We start from the raw sequence: 22913 nt of genomic DNA, 5'->3' as shown, positions 1-22913 counted from the left end.
CATGGCGAGGGGACCTGGCCCCTGCTGAGGAAGGAGATTCACATGGCTTTTGGTGAAGCGAACAAGCGTCACGAAGTTCCGTACTTTTCGACCACTGCCGAACAGCTCATCGCCGAGGCGCGCGCGGACATTGCGCCCGGCGCGGTGATGAACTGGGCTCGTCAATCAGGCCTGTACAACCTGATCTCGGGCACGGCAGCGGCACCGGAAAGCGCGAACGGTCCTGCGTGATAGCGCCAACCGAAACCGAACACCCCGCAGGCAACTGCAGGGTGTTCTTCCGTCCATGCCCTTGCGGATATCGCGCGGGCCGGGATGCAAGAACATCCGTGGTTTCGTGGCATCTGCCACAAGGTCAGAGGGAGCCTTCAATTCCCGTACGAACTTCTCTTCACCATCAGTCGTGTTTGACTGATTCGCTGGAGAGACCCTACTTGATGCCGTCTTGACGGTATCGAGCACCCACCGATGTACTCACCATTTCGTGGAGAGCACTATGGCAAAAATCCACGCCAACAGTCACACCGTGTCAGGCAATCTTGCCAAAGACGCTGAACTGCAAGCCTTGCAGTTTCCGGTCGACGGCCAACCGATGTTTCGCTTCAAATTCCGCATCGGCTGCGACAGTTTTACTCGCGATAATCAAGGCCAACCGGCCCAGCGAACCACCTGGTTCACGATCCGGTTCGATGTTCGCGAAAAAGGCGTCAAGTTCTACCAGAGGCTGTTGAAGAAAGGCGCCGAAGTACTCGTCGTCGGAGAGCAGCTGGTCGACACCGTCGTCGATGATCGCGGAACCCAGTACTACCACTACATGGCCGCACAGACCGTTGCGGTACTCACCGAAGCAAAGATCCGGGAAGAGCAGAACGCTCAGACCTCGACACCCAGACCAAACGCTCCCGTTCGCACGGGACAAGCCCCGCGACTGAAAGCTGTACCCCAGCCTCAGCCAAAGGACGCGTCCATGCCACCACCACCGGGCAACCGAGTGCTGGCCGACGCTCCTGTTGCACCCGAACCGGATCCCGGTGACGGCAAGCGGCGCTACGAAGTTGCCAAGGAGGACCTCAAAGAGGCGATCCACTGGTAGTACCCACCACACCCCTCACGGGGATTCTTGCAGGCACCTCATGGTGCAGGAGAACTACGATGACAGCAGTAACCCATGGCCCGTTCAAGGGCCTCGAAGTGCCGGAGGGCGAAGTGCGACCCTTGCTCGATGAAGGTGGTCGCCCGATCGTTCGCGATGGAAAGGAAGTCCTTCTGTGGGGCGTCCACCATCGCACCAAGCACGCCTTGGAGGTGTTCGCGCCGCTCGACGGCTGGAGCATCCGCATCAAGAGTGAAGCCGGCCCGTTCAACATCCCTGATCCCAACACGTTGGTCTGGTCCGAATCGCTGCAGAACAACGTACCCGCAGTCCAGCCGACGGTGGTTTTCAACGCCCAACTGCTGGATACGAACGATCGCGTCATAGCCGAAGCCAGTCTTCTCAAGGTGATCAACAGTCACTTCAGCTGGCAGGCTGGCCAAACGTCCGTTCGCGGTGCGCTTTACGACGCATTGGGTCTCACGCTTCCCTTCGATACTTCGGACGGCGGCGAACCTCCGCAGCAGCAGATCAAACCGCTGACCAGTGCTTCCCCGCAAGTGAGGGGCGTGTTGCCGGTGGCGAGCAGCGGACACGTGTCCAAACTCGCACCTGCAGCGCAAGCCATGGTCGACGCGGTGGTTTTACCGGCAACGGCGCAAGCTGTTGAGGTGCAGGTTGACACTGCAGCGACAACCACGGAGGTCACAACCTCCAAGGACGTTGCCGCGGAGACAGATAAGGCCCCAACCGTCGTGGCAGACGAAGCGTCGGCAGCTCCCTCCATGGGTTCGGTCGGTGTCCAGGATCGTGCAGTGGTACGCCCGATCGCGGACGCGCAGAAGTCGCCATCGAACAGTGCGGAGCTGAGCCAGAACATCCTGCGGCAGGCCATCGCGCGAGCGAGGGTTCTGGGAGTCGTGGTGCCGGAGTTCAAGAACAACGACGAGCTGCGTGAGTTCTACAAGTCGTTGTCGGCATCTCGTACCCAGCCATCATCCAACGTCGCCTGAGGAGGACCGTGCCATGAATGCACAACTCTCCCAAGCAACCAACGTGATGCCCCTGGAGTTCTCTGCCCCCGTGTACCTGTCCCACTCCTCGAGCACGTTGTACGAGGTGTGTCCCAACAAGTACCGTCAACGCTACAAGGAGCGACTGGAGTCCGCCGCAACAGGTGTAAGCCTGGGCTACGGCGGCGCCTACGACGAGGCCACATGCGCTTTCATCGTCGCACACGCACTGGGTCACGAGGGTCAATTAGATCCCGTGAGAATCTTCGAGGAAAAATTCGAGGAATTCGTGCGATCGCACACGGTGAGCTACTCGACGACGTTCGACTCGCAACAGACGTGCGTGGCCAGTGGCAAGGTGTTGGTCGAGAAGTTTGTCGAATCCTGGCTGGCGCACGGCTACACAGCGGCGCTTGACCCGGACGGCGTACCCATCGTTCAGCGCGAGCTGAGGGTGAAGCTGGCCCACAACGTGTTCTACACGTCGATCATCGACGTGCTGATCATGACGCGGGACTGCGAAATGCTTCTCTCCGACATCAAGACCGCGGCGCAAGCCAGCGATGGCAGTTTCCACCTCAATGCAGGCCAGTTAACCGGCCAGCAGCTCGTGGTGGAGGCGCATCGTGATGCACTGGGAATCGACAAGGTGGATGGGCTCTGCTTTTACCAGGGCCTCAAGAGAACCATCCCGAAGCCTGCCAAGGGTGGAAAGGCGGGTAAGGGAATGGGGCCAGTCGTGCTCGATCCCATGGTCTGCCCACCGCGCACCGAGGCCGAACTTCAGGCCTACGTGCAGTCCCGGCTGTGGATCGCCGAAGACATCCGTCGCGGCCGCTTTCCGAAGCGCCCGCTCGATGCCTACAACTCGCCATGCTCAGATCTTTGCGATTACAAGCAAAACTGCATCCATGGCGACAGGACTGGACTTCGTGTTCGCGAAGCTCGAAAGATGTCGGCATCGCTTCCTAGCCAGATCGCGCCATTCTAATCACCATGTTCCCTGTTCCTTCGGGACTTTCGCCACTCAATTTGAGTGGCTTTTTTTGAAGGCATACCATGGGTATGCGTTCAACAAAGGTCATTCCTCACAAGGAGGTGCACCATGACAGCACTGCGGTATCACGATCGGACCCGCGCACTGGGCGAAGTGGCTCCTGCCGACGCGCTGGTGCTGGTGGCCTGTTTCGGGCAACGCGATTTGGGAAGTCCGAACGATCACCGACGGGCAGCCGAACTATTGTCGTCAGTCCGGGACAAGCAAAGTTGGTTGGAATGCCAGTGTCGAACTGACGCGGTCGATCCCAAGCCTTTGATGTCTCCGCGGCTGCGCGAGGGCCAGATCCACATCTGGCGACATGGCGTGACGCCTCACACTCCCGGCTGTCCGTTCTTCGTGGTGCCTTCCGAGCGTGATGCTTCGACGCAGGCACCGGGTGGCACCATGGCACCGTGGGAGGGCGGTTGGCTGCTGCTGAAGCAGATGGCGGCGGATATCTCTGATCGGAATACACCGGCGACGTCGCGCTCACCCTCTCCGAAAGGTGCACCGAGCGTTCCCGCGCTGGCCCGTTTGCTTTTTTCGATCCTGACGGACACCGGCTACACGACGGTCGGCCCTGGCGATGTCGTGACGCGCCGAGATCATGCGGCTGTCAGCCGAGGCAAAGAAGCGTACGCCGCCCTGGCAAGCATCCAGGAGCAGAAGGTCACGTCGGATCTGACCTGGCGCGATGTCGGGTGCACGTATCTTCCCGGCTTGCCGAACCATCTCGGTAAGCTGGCCAAGCTCGCACCACGATTTCCGCCTGGCGTGCGCCCGCAAGGGCTCTTTCTCGGTGTGGTCAGCGCAATCACACCTCTTGACGCTCACCGCTCGCAACTCGAATGGCGAGGGCAGGGTGATCGCGTCGCCGTGGTGAACGTCGAAGGCACGGTCCGACGCTCCGGGTTCGAGAAAGGCACGAGAGGCCCGTACTGGGTTATCGCCCAGCTCGCCCAGCAGCGCGCCGGCGGCCCGTTCCTCCCGGTGCACGCGTATGCACACCCCGTGCTGAGTCGATCCGTACTGCTCGCCGTCGATAGCGGACTCGAACGCATCGCCGCCGAGGCGCTGCTTCGGCAGATCAACTACTGGGCCTCGGAGAACGGTCCCCAGGTCTCTGTGCAGCTCGAGAAGCCGCTCTTCCCGGAGGAGGTTGGCGAGGGATTGTATTGCCACCCTGACTTCGTCCTGTGGCTGCCCGATCGCCGGCGCATCCTGATCGAGGTCATGGGGATGGAGAAGGATCCCGACTATCTGGCGAGCAAGGCGATCACCCATCCGCGCATGCGAGCCCTGCCGGGCGTCCTTGACCTGGTCGAGTTTCGGCCCGAGGACGACCCATTCGCCTTCGGCCGTCGCCTGACGGCGCAGATCCTCAAGTACAAGGCGTCTTGACCGCGGCCGTCTGGCGTCGTTAGTATCAATCCCGGCATTCCACGCCACCAGTTCTTAGTTGTTCATGCTGGTTCAGATGATCAACTCAAGCGTCGAGGCTCGCTCTATAGCCGCTCCTATCCACCCGAGATAGGTACTTTCCCGAAGCGCATCACGCGCTTCAAACGAACGGACCGACGTCTGTCGGTCACAGCATCGGTTCACCGATGTATTTCCCTTAGCGTATCGATCAGGCCATCAGGTCTGCGTTGATGCACACCACACTTCCACGGGAGTCGATCATCACTCCCTTCCGGGCGTGTGGTTGCGCCGTGGTTTTATCTCGTCAGGAGAAGAACCATGCCATCTGTCCTAACCGCGTTTTTTCTGTTGTTGCTGGGCACCGTGTTTGTCAAAGGCATTCTCGCCCTACTTCCGGAACGCTCGGAAAAAAGCGATGCCCGCATGGACCTCCTTACCGAGGCCGTGAAATCGAAGCAGGCTCCAGCCGCATCGGAACCAGCCTCATCGCAGGAAGCTGATATCTGGGAGCTCATCCGTCGTTCGGAAATCGAAGACGCGATGCAGGCCGCCCAGGAAGCCGCTGCAGCGAAAGCTGCCGCGAAAGCCAAGTCCGAATCGCAGGCCGCCCCCGCGCGACCTGTCGTCTCTGTCACGTTGGATCCCGCTATTGCCACGCGTCCCCATTCCTCGCCGATTCAAATGGCGGAGAAGGTCGAGGCGCGCTTTGGCAAGATCGTTGCTGTCGAAACGGCCAACGGTACGGTCCACCTGCGCGCTCAGCACAACGAGCACGGCGACCTGATCCTTCCGGATTGGGTAACCACGCAGGAAACGCCTTCCGATGAATCCGCCGGCATCTATGTCCAGCAGACCATGGAACCGTGGGAGATTGACGAGTTGCTTGCCCAGCGTATGGCCGCCCCTCAGGGTGACCTGTTTGTGCAGGGATCCATGCAGCCCAGCGAGACCTTCCACTAAGCCTCACGCAAACCATCAGCAGGAAGTCCCAACGCCTTCCTGTCGCCTTCGGGCCGGGAGGGTTTTCCCTTACCCGCCCCCCAAGCGGGCTCGATCTCCAAGGAGCTTGATATGCGTAATGAAGAAGTCGACCTTCAAGTCGAATTCAGCGGTCTCGATCACGACGAGTTGTTGCAGCGTCACGGTCAGATTCGCGAAGTCCTTGCCTACTTGCAGGGCGAATCCTCGTCGCGTTTCGACGCGATGGAGGCCAGCCAGGCTGTAGAGCGCGAGATGGTCAAACGTGCAGTCAGCGGTCGCTTCAATACCGCTCACCGACCGCCGGCTTCCCGCACCAGTTGATGCACCCAACACCCTGGCAGTCGTCCATCACTTCGGTGATAGGCGCGCTGCTGGGGCTACTCATTCATCCCGGCCCTCGGGGTCTTCACAAACCCCTCGGCAGGGAGGCTTGTGAAGACCCCGTCGTTCGGGATCTTCAAGGAGCAAATCATGAACGCAGTACCAGTGAACAACATCATCCCGAACAACGCGCAGGATGCGCTGCCTTTGCAGCCAGCCAGTGCCGACATCTGGGACAAGAAATATCGACTCAAGGACATGTACGGCGTTGCCGTCGATGTCGACCTCGATGCCACATTGATCCGTGTCGCAACCACTCTCGCTTTGGTTGAAGCCAACCAGGTGCGTGCACGTGGCGGGGATGAAGTGGAAGCTCGCAACAAGATGCACGAGTGGATGCCGCAATTCCTCTGGGCGCTACGCTACGGCGCAGTTCCTGCAGGACGTATCCTCTCCAATGCGGGCGCTGAAGCTCACAAGCCGAAGACCAGCACCATCAACTGCACCGTTTCCGGAACTATCGGCGATTCGATGCAGGACATCTTGCAAAAGGTGATGGAGGCCGGTCTCACGTTGAAAGCGGGTTGTGGTGTCGGTTATGAGCTGTCCACGTTGCGTCCGAAAGGAGCGAGCGTGAGTGGCGCAGGGTCGAGCACCAGTGGGCCGCTGTCCTTCATGGAGATCTTCGATCGCACTTGTGCCACGGTGGCCAGTGCGGGAGGACGTCGAGGTGCCCAGATGGGAACCTTCGATGTGGGTCATCCCGACGTGCTGGAGTTCGTCCGCGCCAAACGCGAGGACGGCCGCTTCCGGCAGTTCAACCTCTCTCTCCTGATCACCCGCGACTTCCTCGATGCTGTGGAAGGAGATACCGAATGGCCTCTGGCCTTCCCGGTGCTCGCGTGCGAAAGGGACAAGATGGACCTCAACAACTCGGCCGAGGCTATCTGGCGCGAGTGGGCTGATCACGACAACGGCTATATCGTCCGCGAGGATGGTCTGGTTGCCTGTCGGGTCTACAAGCGCATCAAGGCCAAGGCGTTGTGGAACATCATCATGACGTCAACGTACGACTTTGCCGAACCGGGATTCATCCTGATCGACGAGGTCAATCGCCTCAACAACAACTGGTTCTGCGAGCACATCCGAGCCACCAACCCGTGAATACGCGGCCAAGGGCTAACCTTGGAAAACCTTCTCTGATTGACTTGGAAGCCCTTCACGTGGGCGACAGGGCGGAAGACTTCGGCGTGTGCCGTAGTCGCCGTGAACGACTGAGTGAGAGGGCAGGACCTTGCGTCCTGATGCGACAGTCTGGACTCCCCCACGACGTGCAGTGCGCTCCGGCGCTACTGGGAAAGGGGAGAGGAACACCGAAGCGTGTTCCCGCCGACGAGAGTCGGTCGGTAGGCCTTCGGGCCGAAAGTAACAGACGGTGGTGAGCAACCGTTGCCGCCCTACGGGGCATGCAACCTCGGATCAATCAACCTGACACGGTTTGTCATTCAACCATTCACCCCGCAAGCGCGGTTCGATTGGGACACATACGCCACAGTGGTCGGCGTCTTCACCCGCATGTTGGACAACGTGGTGGAGATCAACGGCCTCCCGCTGGAACGTCAGCGGCAGGAAATCGAGCGCAAGCGTCGCCACGGCATGGGCTTCTTCGGCCTGGGCTCGGCGATGGCGATGCTCGGTATCACGTACGGCGATCACGCGAGTCTCGCCTTCACTTCCAAGGTCGTGCAGGTCATGGCGATCGAGGGCTGGAAGGAAGCGCTTACCCTGGCACTGGAAAAGGGTCCCGCCCCGGCTTTGGCCGAGGATGTGGTCCTTACCGCCGAGCACCTGCGCCGCCAGCCCAAACTGGCAGCCGATGGATACACGGTCGGTGATGTCGTAAAGGCATCGCTGCTCCACGCCAAGTATTCGGCCTACATGCAACGCATCGCCGAGGTCGAACCCGAGCTGATCGAGATGCTGGCATCAACAGGCGCTCGCTTCACCCACCACACGTCCGTGGCTCCCACGGGCACCATCGCGCTCTCGCTGGGCAACAACGCCAGCAACGGCATCGAACCAAGCTTTGCTCACCTGTATTCACGCAATGTGATTCGGGAAGGCAAGAAGACCAAGGAAAAGGTCGACGTGTGCAGCTTTGAGCTGCTGGCGTACCGGGCACTGGTGAATTCCAACGCATCTCCGGATGCAGCGGACCCTGCCAACCGGTTGCCCGCATGCTTCATCGCGGCCGACAGCGTCACCCCGAAGGCCCACGTCGACGTGCAGGCGGCCGCCCAGTATTGGGTCGACTCCAGCATCTCAAAAACCGTCAACGTCCCTACGGACATTCCCTTCGGGGAGTTCCAGAACCTTTACCTCTACGCCGCTTCGAAAGGGCTCAAGGGGTGCACAACGTTTCGCTTCAACCCCGCAGCTTTCCAGGGCGTGCTCGTTCGCGAGCAGGACCTGGCGAACACGACGTACGTGTTCACGCTCGAGGATGGAACGGAAGTGCGTGCTCAGGGCAACGAGGAAATCGAATACGACGGTGAGCGACATACCGCCGCGAATCTCTTCGACGCCATGAAAGAAGGCTATTACGGCCGATTCTGACTTCCCTCTCAACCACCAACTGCAACGGGATGCGCCTCGCACAGCGAGGCCTCCCGAAGGAGTCTCTATGTCTGTTTCCATTACCAAGAAGATCACCGGCTACAAGGTCGTCACTCCCGAAGATGCAACACGCAAGCCGTCCGTGTTCGTGGATGAACCGGATCGCCACCTCAAGCTGGGAACCGTGCCCAAGCCAGTCGCAGCCAGTCTGCGTTGGTCAAAGCGCCCCGACCTGGTCGAAGGCAACGACAGCCGCACTTACCTGATACGAGGTCCGGAGCATCGCTTTGCGATCGATATCGGTCACGTGCAAAACGGCCACGCCGAACCTTTCGAGGTCTGGGTGAAGGGTGACACCGCACCGCGTGGCATTGCTCCACTGGCCAAGTCGCTCAGCATGGACATGCGTTCGCGCGATCGTGGGTTCCTTCAAGCCAAGCTCGAGTCGCTCGCCAAGACACCCGGCAAGCCTTTCGAGCTCACGCTACCCGATCATCGGCAAGTGCTGGCACCCAGCGAGGTGGCAGCATTCGCAATGCTCGTGGACTTCCGCTGCCGCGAGCTGGGTGCGTATGACGTTCAAGGCCCGACGCCGGTGCTCGATGCACTGATGTCGCGCAAGGAGCCGAAGACCACCGCCCGCGGTTCCGACTGCTGGTTCGTGGATTTCGCGAACCCGAACTCGGGCGACAACATCTCCATGTTCGTCAAGGAACTGGTTTTGCCCGATGGGACCGTTCGGCCGTACAGCGTCTGGCTCGGAGGCAAATACCCGAAGTCGCTGGACGGCTTGTGCAAGTCGCTCAGCTTCGATCTGCGTGTCATCGAGGTCGAATGGGTACTCCTGAAGCTTCGCCAGCTGCTCTCGGTCTCAGAGGTCAATGGCGAGTTCCGGGCCCAGGTACCTGGTCACGAGAAGACCGCGTTCTATCCGTCGACGGTGGCCTACATGGCATCGCTGATCATCGACAGGCTCGCCTACCGCGGGCTGTGTGAAATCGATGGCAGTCCGAAAGGATCGTCCGGAGTGGTCGCATTCGACAAGGCAAAGGCGCGCTCCGTCGCCACCGTGGACACGTCCCCCAAGGGCATGCCCTGCGGTGCGTGCGGTGCTCTCGCCGTGAAGATGGATGGTGGTTGTGCGACGTGCCAAGAGTGCGGCCACAGCCATTGTCAGTGACCCCAACCGGTGGATCAGCTCGACAGAACATCGTCGAGCTGGTCTCCGGATCCACTGACCTCGGATTCGAGGTCTTCCTGGTGGCGCTGCGTCTGGCGACGCCAGCAGGAAAACCTTTACCGCTTTGCGCCTGCTTGCAGGCACTAACCCACGTCGAGGGACACAGTCGACGAAACCACATGCCGCGGATTTTCCGTAGCCACCACCTGATCGCCACTTGAGGAGATGAATCATGAGCGACGTCAAAGCAGGGTACTGCTTGATGAATTACACAATTCAGTGCACCGATATCGACAGTGGGAAAGTCGGCAGCTTTCTGTTCGATGAAGCGAGGTACCGCCTGTACGGTGATTTTCGAGCCGTGTCGGAGGTCTTCCCTGATCTGCAGGGCCTGTTCACGTGGAGCCGTTCAAACGGTGATCCGTGCAAATCGGCGTATGTCGAGCGCATCGCCCCAACGAAATCCAGCGCCGTGCTGGAGAACCTCGAGGAGCGCTGCGGAAACGTGCTTGCGTCCAAGTCGTGCAACAGCGAGCCCGAAGCCTTGTTCGCACTGCTGGTACATGAGCAGGGATTCCGACCCAAGAACTACCCGAACGCCAAGGTCTACATGGATGGCGGTTTGCTCGTTGTAGAGCCGAACCGAAATTCACCGTGGTACTTCGACGAGAACCGGGCGTCCAAGGTTGTCTATGACGGCAGCGTGCTGATTGCTCACGATCAGCAAGGTTTCGCCATGGAGTTTTCGGCCTGCAACTGAGTCGTCGATTCCGGCGACCAGCAAGGAGATACCTATGGACCATCGAGACAAAGAGAACAGGAGTTACGTGTCGGCGAAAGCATGCCGTCGTGTCAGGTCGCAGTTAAACCACGCCCTGGACGAAGCAGCCTACGCACTCGCATGTGACACCGAAGCCTCGATTCACTACGAACTGTCGAGAGGAGGTCTCTCCCGTCGTGTCTGGCGAACGAAAGTGTGGTGCACCGCATTTCTCGGTGCATTGGCCATCTCGTTCGCGAGCTAACCCCAACCCGCGTGTACCCCACGCGATTCACTTACCCGGATGGGCGCATGGCCCCTCCAAGGGTCATGCCTCGCCGTGATCCCGGAGTATCGCCATGCAAAAGCGAAACAATGAAAGCCAGGGCGGACTGTTTGACGACAGTCGCATCGCTGGCCAGTTACTCAAAGCACTTGGCTACGTCATCCTCGGTGAAGAACAGGAACAGAAGATTGGCATCTCGATGATGATCGACTGCATCCAGGCCGATTTTATGTGCGCGAAGCGCATGTTGAGGGTGCTTGATAGCAACGCTGGGATGTCGAAGCGCTTTCCTGAGGTTCGGGAAATGTGCCTAAAACAGACCCTGGCGCGGCACTAGACCCGCCCCCCGGTGGTCAGCTCACGAGCTGATTGCAAGAGGTCCTTGATGAAGGCCTCGGCCAGTTCGCCGACCTCGCCGTTGCGGCGTAGCCGGTCACGTCCCTGTTCAAGGTGCCGCTCCAGTTGCATCGGAGTTGCCACCTTTGGACAGGGGCAGCCAAGGGCTTCTTCAAGAAAGCGGTGCTCGCCGTCTGACAGTTCCACTGTTTCGCCACTGGCAAGTTCCACGACGACTCCTTCAAGGGGCGTCGATGCTACCGCGCCACAGCGACCTTCATCAACGACTCATCCATCCACACGCTGAAACCGAACAGGAGAACAGCATGCACACACGCATAGCCACTTGGTTCGACCAGAACGAAGCGGCCATCGCAGCCTATGTCGTTGCCGCGACGCTTCTTGGCCTGGTCATCGCCTTCGGTGCCCTCGGCCTTCGAATGGCCGGCTACCTCTGACCTCCACCACAACCCCGCGTCCAGCCCAACGGCTGCCGCGGGGTTTCCACATCGCAAACCGGTTGCACGAGGACTCGGGACGGGGTATAAAAATACCGTCGTCACAGTGGTCCTCTGCCCGTGCCGACCCAGTTTCACCTGCACCGCAGGTAAAGCCCACGCTGAGGGTTACAGTCAGCTCGCTGAGTCTCAACTCAGCTTCTCCAACACCCGACCGGGACAACTTCCCGTTTCGGGAGTTCGTCTGGCGGGTTTTCTTGCAGCCAGAGGATCCTAACCATGTTTACCCATGCCCTACGCGTGATCTCACGCGTGCGCACGCCGTGCCTTGTCCGGGCAAAGCGTGTTATCTCGGCGTGCCGTCGAGTACCCGAGTCCACCACCACTGAAACCGTTGCCCTGAGTTCCGTGACGCAACTGCTGTTGTTCGCGGAAGAGGGCGGCAAGATCAAGCGTCAGCGCTCGAAAAAGCGTCCGACCAAGGTCAAGGGATTGCAGTATCGCCTCAAGATCCCGACCCGCCTGACGCCACGCAAGATCGCTGTACGTAATCACGCAGCGAAGGAAGATGATCGCAACGATTTCACCTGGTCCAGCGATAGCGTCATCGCGCTCCACTCCGTGTTGCTCAAGGAGAGTTTGGAGACGTTGAAAGGTCTGTGCGAGAAGCGTTCCGTTCGTGCCGCTGAAATCGTGGCCTGGATCGAACGTGCAGCACCGAACGAGCCGTTCTCATTCGAAACGTGTTGCCGGTACTTCAACCTGGAACTCGATGGTGAATCCATCGGTGCCCAGGATCCCGAGGTACTACGCAGCATGACCAGGATGTGGATCAAGAAGGCCTACGGCGCAGAAATGCCGCATGCCCAGGTGCTACGCCAAGGCCTCATGGAGGCTGAAGCCGGCGATGAGGAAGCCATCCAATGGGTGCTATCCGATGTCGTCGCACCGCTGTCGTTCGTGACGTGTTGTGACTCCCTGGGGTTTGATCCCGAGGATGCACGCGAGCAGATTCGCTTGCCGAAGCCTGCCATGCAATTCACCAAGGATCCGTTGTCCGTAGCGATCGACAAGATCATCGACCGGGTCTTTCCAACCAACCAGGCAGCTCGCGCCGCCTGACCACCCATGCGGGAGTTGTTCTCCCCCATGGGGGAGACGCTCCCGTCATTTCTCTATCTGACGGAGGTTTCTCCATGTTGTACAACGACGCACTCCGCGGGCTCACCTATGACCCGTCTCTTCACGACGATCTGCCGGCTGTCCAGGCTGCCAACGTCGATGGTCGCCACTACCAGGTGGCCAAAGCCGATCTTTCAACTCTCAACATTGCACCGCACTTTCGCGGCATCTCCATGGCCTACATCGGCACGGAAGATCACCCGCACCTTGCCGGCATCAACCCGAAGTTCCACTTCGACGATCTCGACCTCGATCGCCTGATCAACGTCACGATCGCCAGGGAATGGAGCAGGGCAGACGGCGACCCTCGCCGCGGCATCCTCATCATGGGTGACAAAGGCGTGGGCAAGACCCAGTACCTGCGCCAGCGACTTGCTCGCCAGGGCATCCCGTCCGCCGTCATTTCGTGGCGGCCGGAAATGGATGCGGTCGACGCGATCTACAGCAAGACCCTCATCGGTGGTGACGTTTCCATCGAGAAGGGCGTGTTGTGGCAAGCGGCGGAAGGCGGGTATCCGGTGGTTATCGAGGAAATCGATGTGGCTCGCCCGGCTCAGCTGGTTGCGCTCAACGAGATCATCGACACCGGCACGATCACGATCCCGGAAACGGGCGAAGTGATACACGCTCGTCGCGGCTTCTGCGTTTTCGCCAACTGCAACAGCAGCTTCACAGAGGATCGCCATGGGGGCTTTGCTGGTACCCGCTCCCAGAACATCTCGGTGTTGGATCGCTTCTTCAAGTACACGATGGAGGCCCCGACGGACGACGCGCAGGCGAAGTTCGTGAAGGCCATGTACCCAGATGTTACCGACGAAGATGCCGGTCGCTATGCGGCGTTCATGGGCATGGTGCGCAAGGCGTCGTCTCCGGACGGCTCTGGCGCATCGGTGCAGGGCAGTGTGCATCGGGTGAGCCTCGGCTTCTCGCGGCGCAACCTGATCGACTGGGTGGATATGACTCGTTCATTCGCCTACCTCGAGGCACAGCACATCAGTGTCCCGAAGTACGCGTTGGGTCCGATCTACACCAACGTCCTTCCCGCCAACGAGCGTGCCTCGGTCGAGCATCTGTTCGACCTGGCATTCGGCGTGACGGCTTGAGGATGCGATCATGATCACCTTGCACATGCAGGTACCCGGCGGCACCAAGGCGGTGACGATCAGCGAAAGCGACGAGCGAATCGTCGTCGAAACCGGTCTCACCACCGCCAGGAAGAAAAAGCGGCAGGAGACGCTGAAGAGCAACCTACCCGGCTCCGTAGAGGAGTTCGTGCAGGAAGTGATCCAGAGCTACGCCGTACAAGGCTATGAGATGGCGACAAACACCGCTGATACTGGCGGCACCATCGTCCACATGGCTACCAACCCGGTGACGTTCGATCCGGATCGTTCGGTCGAACTGGAGCACGTGTTCGGTCTCGAACCCGCCAAGACGGGGGTGGCAGATCGCAAGCGTTGGTCCGTCGGCGGTGTGACGGTGTCAGCGTCTGCACCCGACCAAGGTCAGCGCAAGCTGTCCTTCAGCTCCTCGCATACTCGTGGCTACCTGGCCACTGCGTTTCTCCTGATGTGGTCACCGACCACGAAGGTGTTCGTAGGGAATGACGAGGAAGTCGATGTGCGTGCCTACCTGCAGGAGGCGGTCAAAGCCAAGGTGTTCAGCGAGGAGATTCTCAATCTCCTCTACGCATCCAAGGTGATGTCGCGACCGTTCAACCTGCCGAGCCTGTCCCCCGTGGGGCATGCGCTTGCCATGGCGATGTAAGTCGCTCCCCATCACGTGTGCCCACCGGCCTCGTGATGGGATTTCCTTCGCTCCTTGATTCAAGGAGCTTTTCAGTGGACATGCCCGCACCTTGCAGCGTGCCCACCGCCAAGCCCCTTGCGCATTTGCGCCATGATTTTCCGCAAGCGTCTGCTTGCACCACCCAACCAGGGGGTCACAGCCTGGCCACACCACCGCGCCTCATTCGAGGCCACCTCCACCGTTTCACCCACCACCGCCACTCCACGAACCGTGCCGACCTTTGGTCCACGTGACGTGCTGGCAATGTCCGGCTTGCGTATCCGGGCGATACCTACCTTTCGAGGGCGACGCACCCTTTGAGGAAATCACCATGAGCAACTCAATCCAAGGCACCATCCCAGCCGAACAGCTGGTCGTCATGTCCAACCGCATTCGCGTGTGGAGCGGTACGGTCAAGATCAGCCGCGAATCCGATCTGGCCGCGATCAAGGACGAGCTTCCGCCGAAGAATCTGGCGTCCGATGGACGTTGGACTCTGATCGAGAGCAAGCACCTTGCCGGTCTGGAAAGCGTTCGCAAGAGCATCGAAAGGGACCTCAAGGATGAGGGCTTCTCCTACGTCGGCTGCGGCATCGCCGTGACCACCGAGAAGTGCCAACGCTTCCTCGCCGCGCTGCCCAACTATGAGCAGGATTTCAACACGGCGCTGGATGACGTATGCCGCAACCTCTCGGGGTTGTACCAGGAGATGCTCGACAAGGCCGGTACCTGGAAACAGGCACTGATCGACTCGCAGCTCACGCCGCAGCAGGTCAAGGATCGTTGCCAGTTCGGCATGGCTGTGTTTCGCATGGCGTCACCGGACATGGATCCCGACAGCGTCGCCTCGCAGCAGTACCGCAACACCGTTTCCGAGGCATTCCCAGCTCTGCTGGATTCTGTCGCCAAGGATGCGTATCGGCTACTGGATACCTACCGCGGCAAGTCTCGCATGTTGCAATCCCAGCTCGAGAACATCCGCAAGCTGGTCACCAAGCTGAAGGCCTTTGCCTTCCTCGATCCGCGTGTTGGTCCTGCAACGGCAGGCATGCAAGCGGTTTTGGCGAACATGCCCGTCACGGGTGTGCTCAACGAAGTCAACGCGTCGATGTGCGTGGCGGTCCTCGAACAGCTTGTTCGTCCGGAGACCATCATTCAGCACGGCGTCGGTGTCATCGCGGACGTTACCTCACAACGCCAGTCCTCCAACCAGGCTGGTCTTCCCTTTGCAGATGCGCAGGACTTCCTGCCGCCTGCCTTCACCGCACCATCCGTGGTCCAGCCTGCCAAGGCCGGCCTCCTGATGGGCATGTAAGGAGCATCCATGAAAGACATCACCGAGATAAGGGCATACCTGCGCGACAAGTTCGTGGGCAAGGCGGTCACGCCGAGCGACATGATCAAGAGCTGCAAGGCTGTGCTCGGTTCGCTACCGATCGTCGCCAACTCGCTCACCGCGGCGTCCGGGAAACCGGTTGCCATTCGTTACGGTGACAAGCTCGGTTCCACCGACGGCAAGACGATCTACCTGATGCAGATGCCCATCCCGGGCGCGAGCACCGACGTCGACACGTTCGTGCTGATGCTGGCGCTGGCTTACGGGTTGATTCATCACGAAGTCGGCCATGTGAACGATTCGACTTTCGATGATCAAGACATCAACGAAAGTCGCCAGTCGCCACTGATCGACCACATCTTCGGCATCATCGAGGATGTGCGCCAGGAGAACGTGCACATCGCTCGCTATCCAGGATCCAAGCTCTACCTGGATGGGTTAGCGGCCGCACTGCAAGTCACTGGCCACTACTCGGCGGTGACAGCTCAGGAACCTCCACTGGCGATTCTCACGGGCTATCTGCTGTATCGGCTCTACTGGGAATACCGTGGCGACTACACCGTGGAAAACATGTTGATCCAGGCGGAAGACGCAGTGCGTCAGACGTTTCCGGAAGGCTTGGTCGCACGGTTGGAAACGGTCATGCCGCGCATGGATGACCTCGAAAGCTCGGCCGACGCCATGGATCTGGCCCGCGATATTGCGGACTTGCTTCAGGATGAAGCGGACAAGGCAAAGGAAGCGGCTTCCAATCCACCTCCCAGTGGAGCGGATGACCAGCAGGGTGGTCAGGGTGATTCGTCGCAAGACGACTCAACCACAGGTGATCCATCACAGGGCGACTCACCCCAAGGCAGCTCGTCGCAAGACGACAAGTCGCAGGATGATTCGTCCGGTGGTGGTTCTGGGCACGGAGACGGCTCGGATGACGATCAGGCTCAACGCGCACAGAACCTGCAGGCAGCTATTGATGCCGATGACACACAGAAGGGCTATGGCGACCGGAGCGGCGACATTGCTTCGGCGCTGAAGGGCCTCGTCAATGAAGTCGAGAGCGACGGTTCGGATGGCCACGTGGATCTCACGGGCGCTCATCTGAATGCGGAGATCAAGACGACTGAATCGAACCTACCGTTGGTGTCCCCGGGCTACGACATGGCCGAGGCGCTTTCGGTGACCGCTCAGCTGCGCATGCGACTGGTACGTGAGATGCAGGCATTCACCGATGGCGAGATCTCGGTGGGTACCCGTGGACGCCGGCTTTCTGGTGGCCATCTCTCTCGTGTCGGAGTGTGCGACGGTCGTGTGTTCAAGACGGTTGACGAAGAAGTCGAGGTCAATACCGCGGTCTGCCTGCTGATCGATGTATCGGGGTCGATGAAGGACCAGCGTATCGCGCTGGCATCGCAGGCCCTTTACGCCACCACGCGTGCCATGGAAGGCATAGCCGGTGTGAATGTCGCAGCCGCGGCATTTCCCGGATTCAGTGTGGTCAAGCCGTTCGGTGTGTCGTCGCGTCTCGTCCAGGATCGGTTTCATCTGGATGTGCACGGCTCCACGCCAATGGCTGAAGGCATCACCCACGCTCGGCGCATGCTGAGTGCCACTCCGGAACGCAGGCGTATGCTGATCGTGATCACCGATGGTGACCCCGATTCGCGTCCTGCCACTGAAGTGGCGATCCTTTCGGCGCAAGCCGCGGGGATTGAGGTGTACGGTCTGGGCATCCAGACCAATGCCGGCGAGAAGCTGTTTCCCAGCTGGGTGACGATCAAGTCCATCGGCGAATTGCCGTTCACCATGATGGGGCTGTTGCGCGAACGCCTGTTCGCAAAAGCGGCCTGATACACAAAGGTGGTGACCCCTGGCGTACAACGCCAAGGGTCACCGCCCATCTTTCAAGGCACCATCGAGAACGTATCGGGAATGCAGGTGCATTCCTCATGGGTTTTCTCGTGCCTCGGCACGTACAGGTACCCGAGACCTCAAGCTCGGCACACAGCGTTACTCACACCCAACCGGGGAGCCTTCCCCCATGGGGTCGCTCCACCTTTTCAAGGAGCACCACCATGAACCTTTGTCCCATCACCGATGGCCACCTGCGTGCAGTTCTCGCACAGCACGGTGTGGTTGCCCACGTCGTCGACGGCATCCGGCTTTGCCCGGGTCTCGATCGACCGCGGGTCACCATTGTCCGTGGCCACATGGATCAGCGAACGATCGTCGAACGCCTTCAGGCGCGCGGTGAGAACTCGCTGGCCACGTGGGTCCAGCACGATTGTCCTGCCATCGTCGTCAACGGACGCCACTCCGTCATCCTGCAGTACGACTGTCACCGCCGCGTTCCTGCGGAAGACGTCGTCAAGCTGATCGACCTGGCCGTCGCCACACTGACCTTTGCGGAGCATGCCGCCACATCGTGGTTGCATTCGCAGGACCACGGTCGAGACACCAACACAGTGTTGTCGCTGGTGGACCTTGTCCGCATGGCCGATGCAAACGGTGGTCTATTGCCGGCGTCCATCTCGGCGCAGCTCGTCTGTCACGCTCGTGCTGAGCATCAGCGCGCGCGCGGGCGTGGCCATCGCATCATCTCCACAGGCCTTACCGCCGTTTCCTCACCGATGTCCGTTCGGACGTCTATCCACCCCCACCGGGTCATCGCACCCCAAGGGGTGGCATGACCTCGATTCTTGAAGGACATCGTCATGTACATCATCACCACCGAAGTTGAAACGGGACGGCCCACCCAGCAGCACGTGGCCAAGGCGGATGAAGCGTTCCGGGAACGGATCTGCGTCGTCCAATCACGGGCCACTGCCCATCGAAGCGGCCACATGCCGCGAGTTCAGGAGACTTTATGAACGAGCAAATGTCGGCCCTCGATCGCGAGAAGGCCATTACCAAATGCCTCACCGATAGCCTGCGTGGCCATTGGGGTAGCGTCCTGTCTTTCGTGTTGCCGGAGCTCGCTGACGCCATCAACGCGGGCTATCGCAAGCACGTGGATTGTCCCTATCACGGCGGCAAGAACGACTTCCGGATCCACGAAAATTTCGAGGAAACCGGCGGTTGCATCTGCAGCTGCAACAAGAAAATGACGGACGGCTTTCAGGTCATCATGTATGCCAAGAACATTGGCTTCATGGACGCCAAGCAGCTTCTGATTGACGCGTTGGGCGGTCGTATCACCACTGACCACCTGCCTCCTCCATCGAGGCGGCGAGCGCCAGATCCCAAGGAGGTCGCTGCCAAGGACGCGAAGATTCGAGATCGGATCGAGCGTGCATGGGGCGGTTCGCATCACCTGTCCGATCCACGCAGTCGGCCGGCCCGTACCTGGCTGGAGTCGCGCGGTGTGGGTCATCACCTCAACCTTCCCTCGGTCCAATGCCACCCGGCACTGGGCTATTGGGATTACGACCAGTCGACCAGTCGTCTTGTACGGCTTGGCACCTATCCTGCGCTCGTTGCGCTGGTGCAGTGTCCGGACGGTAAGACGGCGACCATCCACCGTACCTGGCTCAGCGGGGACGGGCGTTCCAAGGCACCGGTACCCGAACCACGCAAGCAGGAGTCACAACCGTCCACGGTGGACCTTTCGGGTGTAGCCATCCGACTGGATCACTTTGAACACCCGGTGTTGTCTCTTGCCGAAGGGCTCGAAACGGCGCTATCCGCTCGCTTGCTGACCGCCAACCTGGGCATCCCGGCCTGGTCGACCTTGAACTCCGTTTTGCTGGAGAAGGTCATCGTGCCGGACTATGTGCAGGTTGTGGTCATCTGGGCGGATCGTGATCGTGGACAGGCTGGTCAAGCTGCAGCGATCGCCCTGTGTCAGCGTCTGCGTGCCGAAGGTCGACGTGCGGTGGTGATGTTGCCCCCGTACGGCATACCGGAGGACAAGCGTACGCTGGACTGGAACGATGTCGTCATGCTCGAAGGTGTCGAGCGGGCCCGGGCACATCCCGAGTTCCGCAAATGGCGCCAGCGTCTCGCAGAGGTCTTGCGGGAACTCAACCACCACGAACTCGCAGAGAGGTTCCGTCATGCTGCGTGATTTCTCTCGTGTCGATACCACGCCCGGTGCGATGGGCATGTACGCGACCTTCGCACCTCCGTTATCCGCAGCGGGGAGCAGGGAAGAGTACTTGGCCTGGCTGAAGACGAAGATCAAGGACCTCAAGGTCATGTCCTGGTTCTTCACCGGTCAAGCCCGTTGCACCAAGCTGGAAATCGTTGGCCCGTTCGCAGACGACTTCAAATTCGCCTTCGATCGGGTTGTCGCCACCATGAACAAGGGCACCAGCCCGAGTTCGTAACCAATCCCATGCCTCGGCATGGACTCACCCCCCACGGGAATCGCCTTCCCGTCAGGGGTGGTGGTTTCCGTGGGTTTCATTTGCCGGCTTGCCGGCCAGGAGCTCACTATGGAATTCACTACCATCTCAGCCCTGGTGATCATCGTTCTCACGGTGATCCCGGGCTACATTTTCACCAAGACAAAGCGACGCTTTTGCGTCTTCGCCGAGGAGCATGACTGGCAGCATTCACTGCTGTCGTACGTCTTGCATTCGCTGATCATCCTCGCCATCGCGTGGGGTGCACAGTCCTTGATCGGGCAGCATCCGTCGACGATTCTCAACAACATGTCGGCACAGGACTTGATCCGCCAGTTGATTGCTTCCCCGGTTGCTTGGGGCCTGACGATCTTCGTGTTTCCGATCGTCGGGGGTTACCTCGCAGCGCTTGCCGTCCGGTTCAACGTCGTAGCGTGGCCCTACATCATCGTGTCGACGGTCGCCCGTCGTTTCGGTGGCCGAAAGGTCGTTCGCCAATTGCTTGCTCCGCTGCCCTCGATTGTCGAGGGATGGGATGCTCTGTACTTGGAGCTGACTACCGGAGGGCCGCACATCGTGGTCGTCGAGAAGAAGTCAGGCGACACCGTCATCGGTATGTTCAAGACCGGTTCGGCGACGTCGCGGCATGGCAATTATCCCGACTTGTTCCTCGCTCAGTCTTGCGCTATAACCGAAGACGGTAAGGCCATTCCCAACCCCGACTCCAAAGGTGTGTTTATTCGGGGAAGTGAAGTGGTCACGATAGCGCTGTGGAACGGAGCACAGGAGCGACATGAAGGTGGCCAGCAGACTGCACGGACTATGGAAGGAGGTGCGCGCCATGATGAAAAGTGACGAGCACTACGCTGCAGCATTGTCGTTCGTCGGTGCGTGGCAACCACCGTCGTTCGTCGCACAACTGCCTCCCGTTCCGCTGAAGGTAACCTGCGCCACCATGGGGATCGATCCCATCAAGGTGACTTCCGAACCGTTGTCAAAAGCGGCTCGGCTGGTCAGCAGTTTCAGCCTTCGCGTGACGACGACGCGTTAGACCGTTACATCCACCACAAACCACGGAGAGCCTCGCGCTCCCCGTGGTTTTTTTGGTCTGCACTTTTGCCGGCCCGGTAGGGATGTGGAACGTCAGAACCCGTAGGGCGACGCTTCCCAGTCCTTGAGTACGCGATAGTCGTGCTCTGGCAGCACAATGGTCCCGGCTTCAGCGGCACGAATCACGCGGACGATGGCGTCGCTCTCAACGCGGTTACCATGCAGCGCGTAGAAGAACCAGGCGAAGGGAACACCGACGCGACGATCGAGCTTCTGTAGGCGGCCATAGAACTCGTAGTCGCTGCCCTTGGCAGCCTCGACCTTCGCCAGCGAACGGTTGAATGCCCACTGCGGTATGAGGGTGAGGGTGCGTACACCATGGGAATCCGTCCAGTCGGACAAGTCCAGTATCCAGTGGTCGCAAAGGCGAGATCCACCAGCGCTGGAGCGCTGCCAGTCCCGGAAATAGCGTCGATGCTTCGGTGCGACGCGATCCCAGCCCGGAAAGATCTCATCGGCCGTCTTGATGGTGCCGCTACCCGGTTCCTCGGAACTGGTCACCCGATACCGCCTTTCGCGGAAGGCTTCCCGCCGCACATCTTCCAGTGCGTCGGCTACGGAAAGCCATGCGCTGACGTCGATGAAGCGCTTCAACCGGTACGCCGGTGGGCGCACGGCAACCTGCTGGTCCGCGGACAGCGCTGGGCCGTACTGCTCCAACAGATCCTCCAGCGACGAGGGTTGCCGCCACGGGTGCAGGTCAATGAGCTCCCGCTCTAAGGCCTCGGTCTCCACCGAAATCTCACCCTGCAGGAATTTCGCTGGATCCTCATTACTGCCGGCGACAATGAAGAGGTCCGTGATGTCACACCGTGTAACCCGAAACCCCGCATCCTTCAGCCGCAACCAGGTGGAGCACGCCTTGCCACCGTCGGCCTCGACTTGGGCCGCCAGCCAGGTCTCATGATCTTCTGCGACCAGCGTCCCATCGGGTCGATAGACCTTGCGCCGCTGTAGCCACCGGTCGCCATGCGACGCGGCCACACATGCATCCTCCAACCCCGGCATGCGTCTGAGGCAAGCTTCCAGCGCCGCGTGGGAGCGTGACGGCGGGCATGCGGCAACCGCCTCGGGGAGGCCATTCCAGTGACGCAGGTAGGTCGGCGGTGGCGTATCCATGACAGCTCGCAGGTGAAGGGGCTACTTGGCAACTTTCTTCTTTGCGCGTTTCGCTATCTTCCTGGGTACGGCCTTTGCGGTGGGTGCTCGTCCGCCTATCTGAAGCGAGGCCTCTGTGGTGCCGGGTTTCTTCAGCGCCGCAAGGAACCATGCCGGCTTTTTGCCGTGCCCCGTCCAGGTCTGTGAGGGGTTTGCCGGGTTTTGGTACTTGGGAACGCCGGCACCGGCGCGTTTGCCTGTCTTGCCGCCCCGGATTGGGTAGACGTCAACGAGCTGCAGCCCTTCGGCTTTGAGGATCCCATCGATCTTCGATCGCACGGACGCCACGTGCGTGGTTCGCGCCGACGCCATGCGTGCCTGTGCATCGCGGATCAGGGTCTCCAGTTCCTTCGGTGACAAGCCGTCGAGTTTCAGTGCCATCTTTGATCCTTTAAGAGCATTCAATTGAGGGGTGGCGGATCCACGGACGAACCGTGGCGACCCCGAGTATAAGCAAGCTGGCCCGCGACGGTAGGCTGTCGCTACTCTGCTCC

General features: G+C 60.1%; 25 protein-coding genes and 2 pseudogenes. 24 read left to right on the top strand and 3 right to left on the bottom strand.

Annotation, left to right across the window (positions count from 1 at the left end):
- Window positions 1-42: 42 nt before the first annotated feature.
- From IMW82_RS14665 to IMW82_RS14610, 12 genes and pseudogenes are all read left to right on the top strand, one after another.
- Window positions 43-231, top strand: a complete 189-nt coding sequence (locus IMW82_RS14665) for a hypothetical protein (RefSeq protein WP_211005079.1) — start codon at window positions 43-45, stop codon at window positions 229-231.
- A gap of 265 nt (window positions 232-496) precedes the next feature.
- A complete protein-coding gene (locus IMW82_RS14660; RefSeq protein ID WP_211005078.1) occupies window positions 497-1093 on the top strand; it encodes a single-stranded DNA-binding protein in 597 nt (198 codons plus the stop codon).
- 59 nt (window positions 1094-1152) lie between these two features.
- On the top strand, window positions 1153-2106 hold the full coding sequence (locus IMW82_RS14655) for a hypothetical protein (protein ID WP_211005077.1): 954 nt from the start codon (window positions 1153-1155) through the stop codon (window positions 2104-2106).
- 13 nt (window positions 2107-2119) lie between these two features.
- On the top strand, window positions 2120-3097 hold the full coding sequence (locus IMW82_RS14650) for a PD-(D/E)XK nuclease family protein (protein WP_211005076.1): 978 nt from the start codon (window positions 2120-2122) through the stop codon (window positions 3095-3097).
- A 114-nt stretch (window positions 3098-3211) separates the two neighbouring features.
- Window positions 3212-4546 (top strand): hypothetical protein, encoded by a 1335-nt coding sequence (locus IMW82_RS14645; protein ID WP_211005075.1) that lies wholly within the window; start codon window positions 3212-3214, stop codon window positions 4544-4546.
- Window positions 4547-4885: 339 nt separating this feature from the next.
- Complete coding sequence (locus tag IMW82_RS14640) at window positions 4886-5527, top strand: hypothetical protein (RefSeq protein ID WP_211005074.1); 642 nt, start codon at window positions 4886-4888, stop codon at window positions 5525-5527.
- A 111-nt stretch (window positions 5528-5638) separates the two neighbouring features.
- On the top strand, window positions 5639-5869 hold the full coding sequence (locus IMW82_RS14635; RefSeq protein ID WP_211005073.1) for a hypothetical protein: 231 nt from the start codon (window positions 5639-5641) through the stop codon (window positions 5867-5869).
- A 150-nt stretch (window positions 5870-6019) separates the two neighbouring features.
- Window positions 6020-7030, top strand: a pseudogene (locus IMW82_RS14630) (ribonucleoside-diphosphate reductase); the annotation flags it as partial.
- A gap of 276 nt (window positions 7031-7306) precedes the next feature.
- Window positions 7307-8485 (top strand): annotated as a pseudogene (locus IMW82_RS14625) (ribonucleotide reductase subunit alpha); the annotation flags it as partial.
- A gap of 67 nt (window positions 8486-8552) precedes the next feature.
- Window positions 8553-9665, top strand: a complete 1113-nt coding sequence (locus IMW82_RS14620) for a hypothetical protein (protein WP_211005070.1) — start codon at window positions 8553-8555, stop codon at window positions 9663-9665.
- Window positions 9666-9897: 232 nt separating this feature from the next.
- Complete coding sequence (locus tag IMW82_RS14615; protein WP_211005069.1) at window positions 9898-10425, top strand: hypothetical protein; 528 nt, start codon at window positions 9898-9900, stop codon at window positions 10423-10425.
- A gap of 359 nt (window positions 10426-10784) precedes the next feature.
- On the top strand, window positions 10785-11048 hold the full coding sequence (locus tag IMW82_RS14610; RefSeq protein WP_211005068.1) for a hypothetical protein: 264 nt from the start codon (window positions 10785-10787) through the stop codon (window positions 11046-11048).
- Here the strand turns inward: IMW82_RS14610 and IMW82_RS14605 are convergent.
- Window positions 11045-11278 (bottom strand): hypothetical protein, encoded by a 234-nt coding sequence (locus tag IMW82_RS14605; RefSeq protein WP_211005067.1) that lies wholly within the window; start codon window positions 11276-11278, stop codon window positions 11045-11047. The genes IMW82_RS14610 and IMW82_RS14605 overlap by 4 nt on opposite strands.
- 95 nt (window positions 11279-11373) lie before the next feature.
- Here IMW82_RS14605 and IMW82_RS17935 point away from each other — a divergent pair, with 95 nt between their 5' ends.
- The 12 genes from IMW82_RS17935 to IMW82_RS14550 all read left to right on the top strand — a co-directional run bounded on the left by IMW82_RS17935 (window position 11374) and on the right by IMW82_RS14550 (window position 21202).
- A complete protein-coding gene (locus tag IMW82_RS17935; protein WP_280518368.1) occupies window positions 11374-11505 on the top strand; it encodes a hypothetical protein in 132 nt (43 codons plus the stop codon).
- Between the two features lie 279 nt (window positions 11506-11784).
- Window positions 11785-12627: a hypothetical protein gene (locus IMW82_RS14600; RefSeq protein WP_211005066.1), complete on the top strand. Its 843-nt coding sequence runs from the start codon at window positions 11785-11787 to the stop codon at window positions 12625-12627.
- 74 nt (window positions 12628-12701) lie between these two features.
- Window positions 12702-13790, top strand: a complete 1089-nt coding sequence (locus IMW82_RS14595) for an AAA family ATPase (RefSeq protein ID WP_211005065.1) — start codon at window positions 12702-12704, stop codon at window positions 13788-13790.
- A gap of 10 nt (window positions 13791-13800) precedes the next feature.
- Complete coding sequence (locus tag IMW82_RS14590; protein WP_211005064.1) at window positions 13801-14454, top strand: hypothetical protein; 654 nt, start codon at window positions 13801-13803, stop codon at window positions 14452-14454.
- Between the two features lie 352 nt (window positions 14455-14806).
- Entirely contained in the window at window positions 14807-15790 is a 984-nt protein-coding gene (locus IMW82_RS14585) for a DUF3150 domain-containing protein (protein ID WP_211005063.1), read from the top strand.
- Window positions 15791-15799: 9 nt separating this feature from the next.
- On the top strand, window positions 15800-17656 hold the full coding sequence (locus IMW82_RS14580) for a VWA domain-containing protein (protein ID WP_211005062.1): 1857 nt from the start codon (window positions 15800-15802) through the stop codon (window positions 17654-17656).
- A 224-nt stretch (window positions 17657-17880) separates the two neighbouring features.
- On the top strand, window positions 17881-18495 hold the full coding sequence (locus IMW82_RS14575; RefSeq protein ID WP_211005061.1) for a hypothetical protein: 615 nt from the start codon (window positions 17881-17883) through the stop codon (window positions 18493-18495).
- A 24-nt stretch (window positions 18496-18519) separates the two neighbouring features.
- Window positions 18520-18675, top strand: coding sequence for a hypothetical protein (locus IMW82_RS14570; RefSeq protein ID WP_211005060.1), 156 nt, complete (start codon window positions 18520-18522; stop codon window positions 18673-18675).
- Window positions 18672-19871 carry a toprim domain-containing protein gene (locus IMW82_RS14565; protein ID WP_211005059.1) on the top strand — a complete coding sequence of 400 codons (1200 nt, stop codon included), beginning with the start codon at window positions 18672-18674 and terminating at the stop codon, window positions 19869-19871. The genes IMW82_RS14570 and IMW82_RS14565 overlap by 4 nt, the downstream gene beginning before the upstream one ends.
- A complete protein-coding gene (locus IMW82_RS14560; RefSeq protein ID WP_211005058.1) occupies window positions 19861-20133 on the top strand; it encodes a hypothetical protein in 273 nt (90 codons plus the stop codon). The genes IMW82_RS14565 and IMW82_RS14560 overlap by 11 nt, the downstream gene beginning before the upstream one ends.
- Window positions 20134-20241: 108 nt before the next feature.
- A complete protein-coding gene (locus tag IMW82_RS14555) occupies window positions 20242-21006 on the top strand; it encodes a DUF6338 family protein (RefSeq protein ID WP_211005057.1) in 765 nt (254 codons plus the stop codon).
- A complete protein-coding gene (locus IMW82_RS14550; protein WP_211005056.1) occupies window positions 20993-21202 on the top strand; it encodes a hypothetical protein in 210 nt (69 codons plus the stop codon). The genes IMW82_RS14555 and IMW82_RS14550 overlap by 14 nt, the downstream gene beginning before the upstream one ends.
- Window positions 21203-21294: 92 nt before the next feature.
- On the opposite strand, the gene IMW82_RS14545 is transcribed toward IMW82_RS14550, so the two are convergent.
- Window positions 21295-22380 (bottom strand): hypothetical protein, encoded by a 1086-nt coding sequence (locus tag IMW82_RS14545; RefSeq protein ID WP_211005055.1) that lies wholly within the window; start codon window positions 22378-22380, stop codon window positions 21295-21297.
- A gap of 21 nt (window positions 22381-22401) precedes the next feature.
- Entirely contained in the window at window positions 22402-22800 is a 399-nt protein-coding gene (locus IMW82_RS14540; protein WP_211005054.1) for an H-NS histone family protein, read from the bottom strand.
- Between the last annotated feature and the right edge of the window lie 113 nt (window positions 22801-22913).

This window comes from Rhodanobacter sp. B2A1Ga4 (genome assembly GCF_018101315.1).
In the GTDB taxonomy this organism is placed as follows: domain Bacteria; phylum Pseudomonadota; class Gammaproteobacteria; order Xanthomonadales; family Rhodanobacteraceae; genus Rhodanobacter; species Rhodanobacter thiooxydans_A.
Note: the sequence above shows the minus strand (reverse complement) of the source record. Positions and strands in the feature narration are given on the sequence as shown.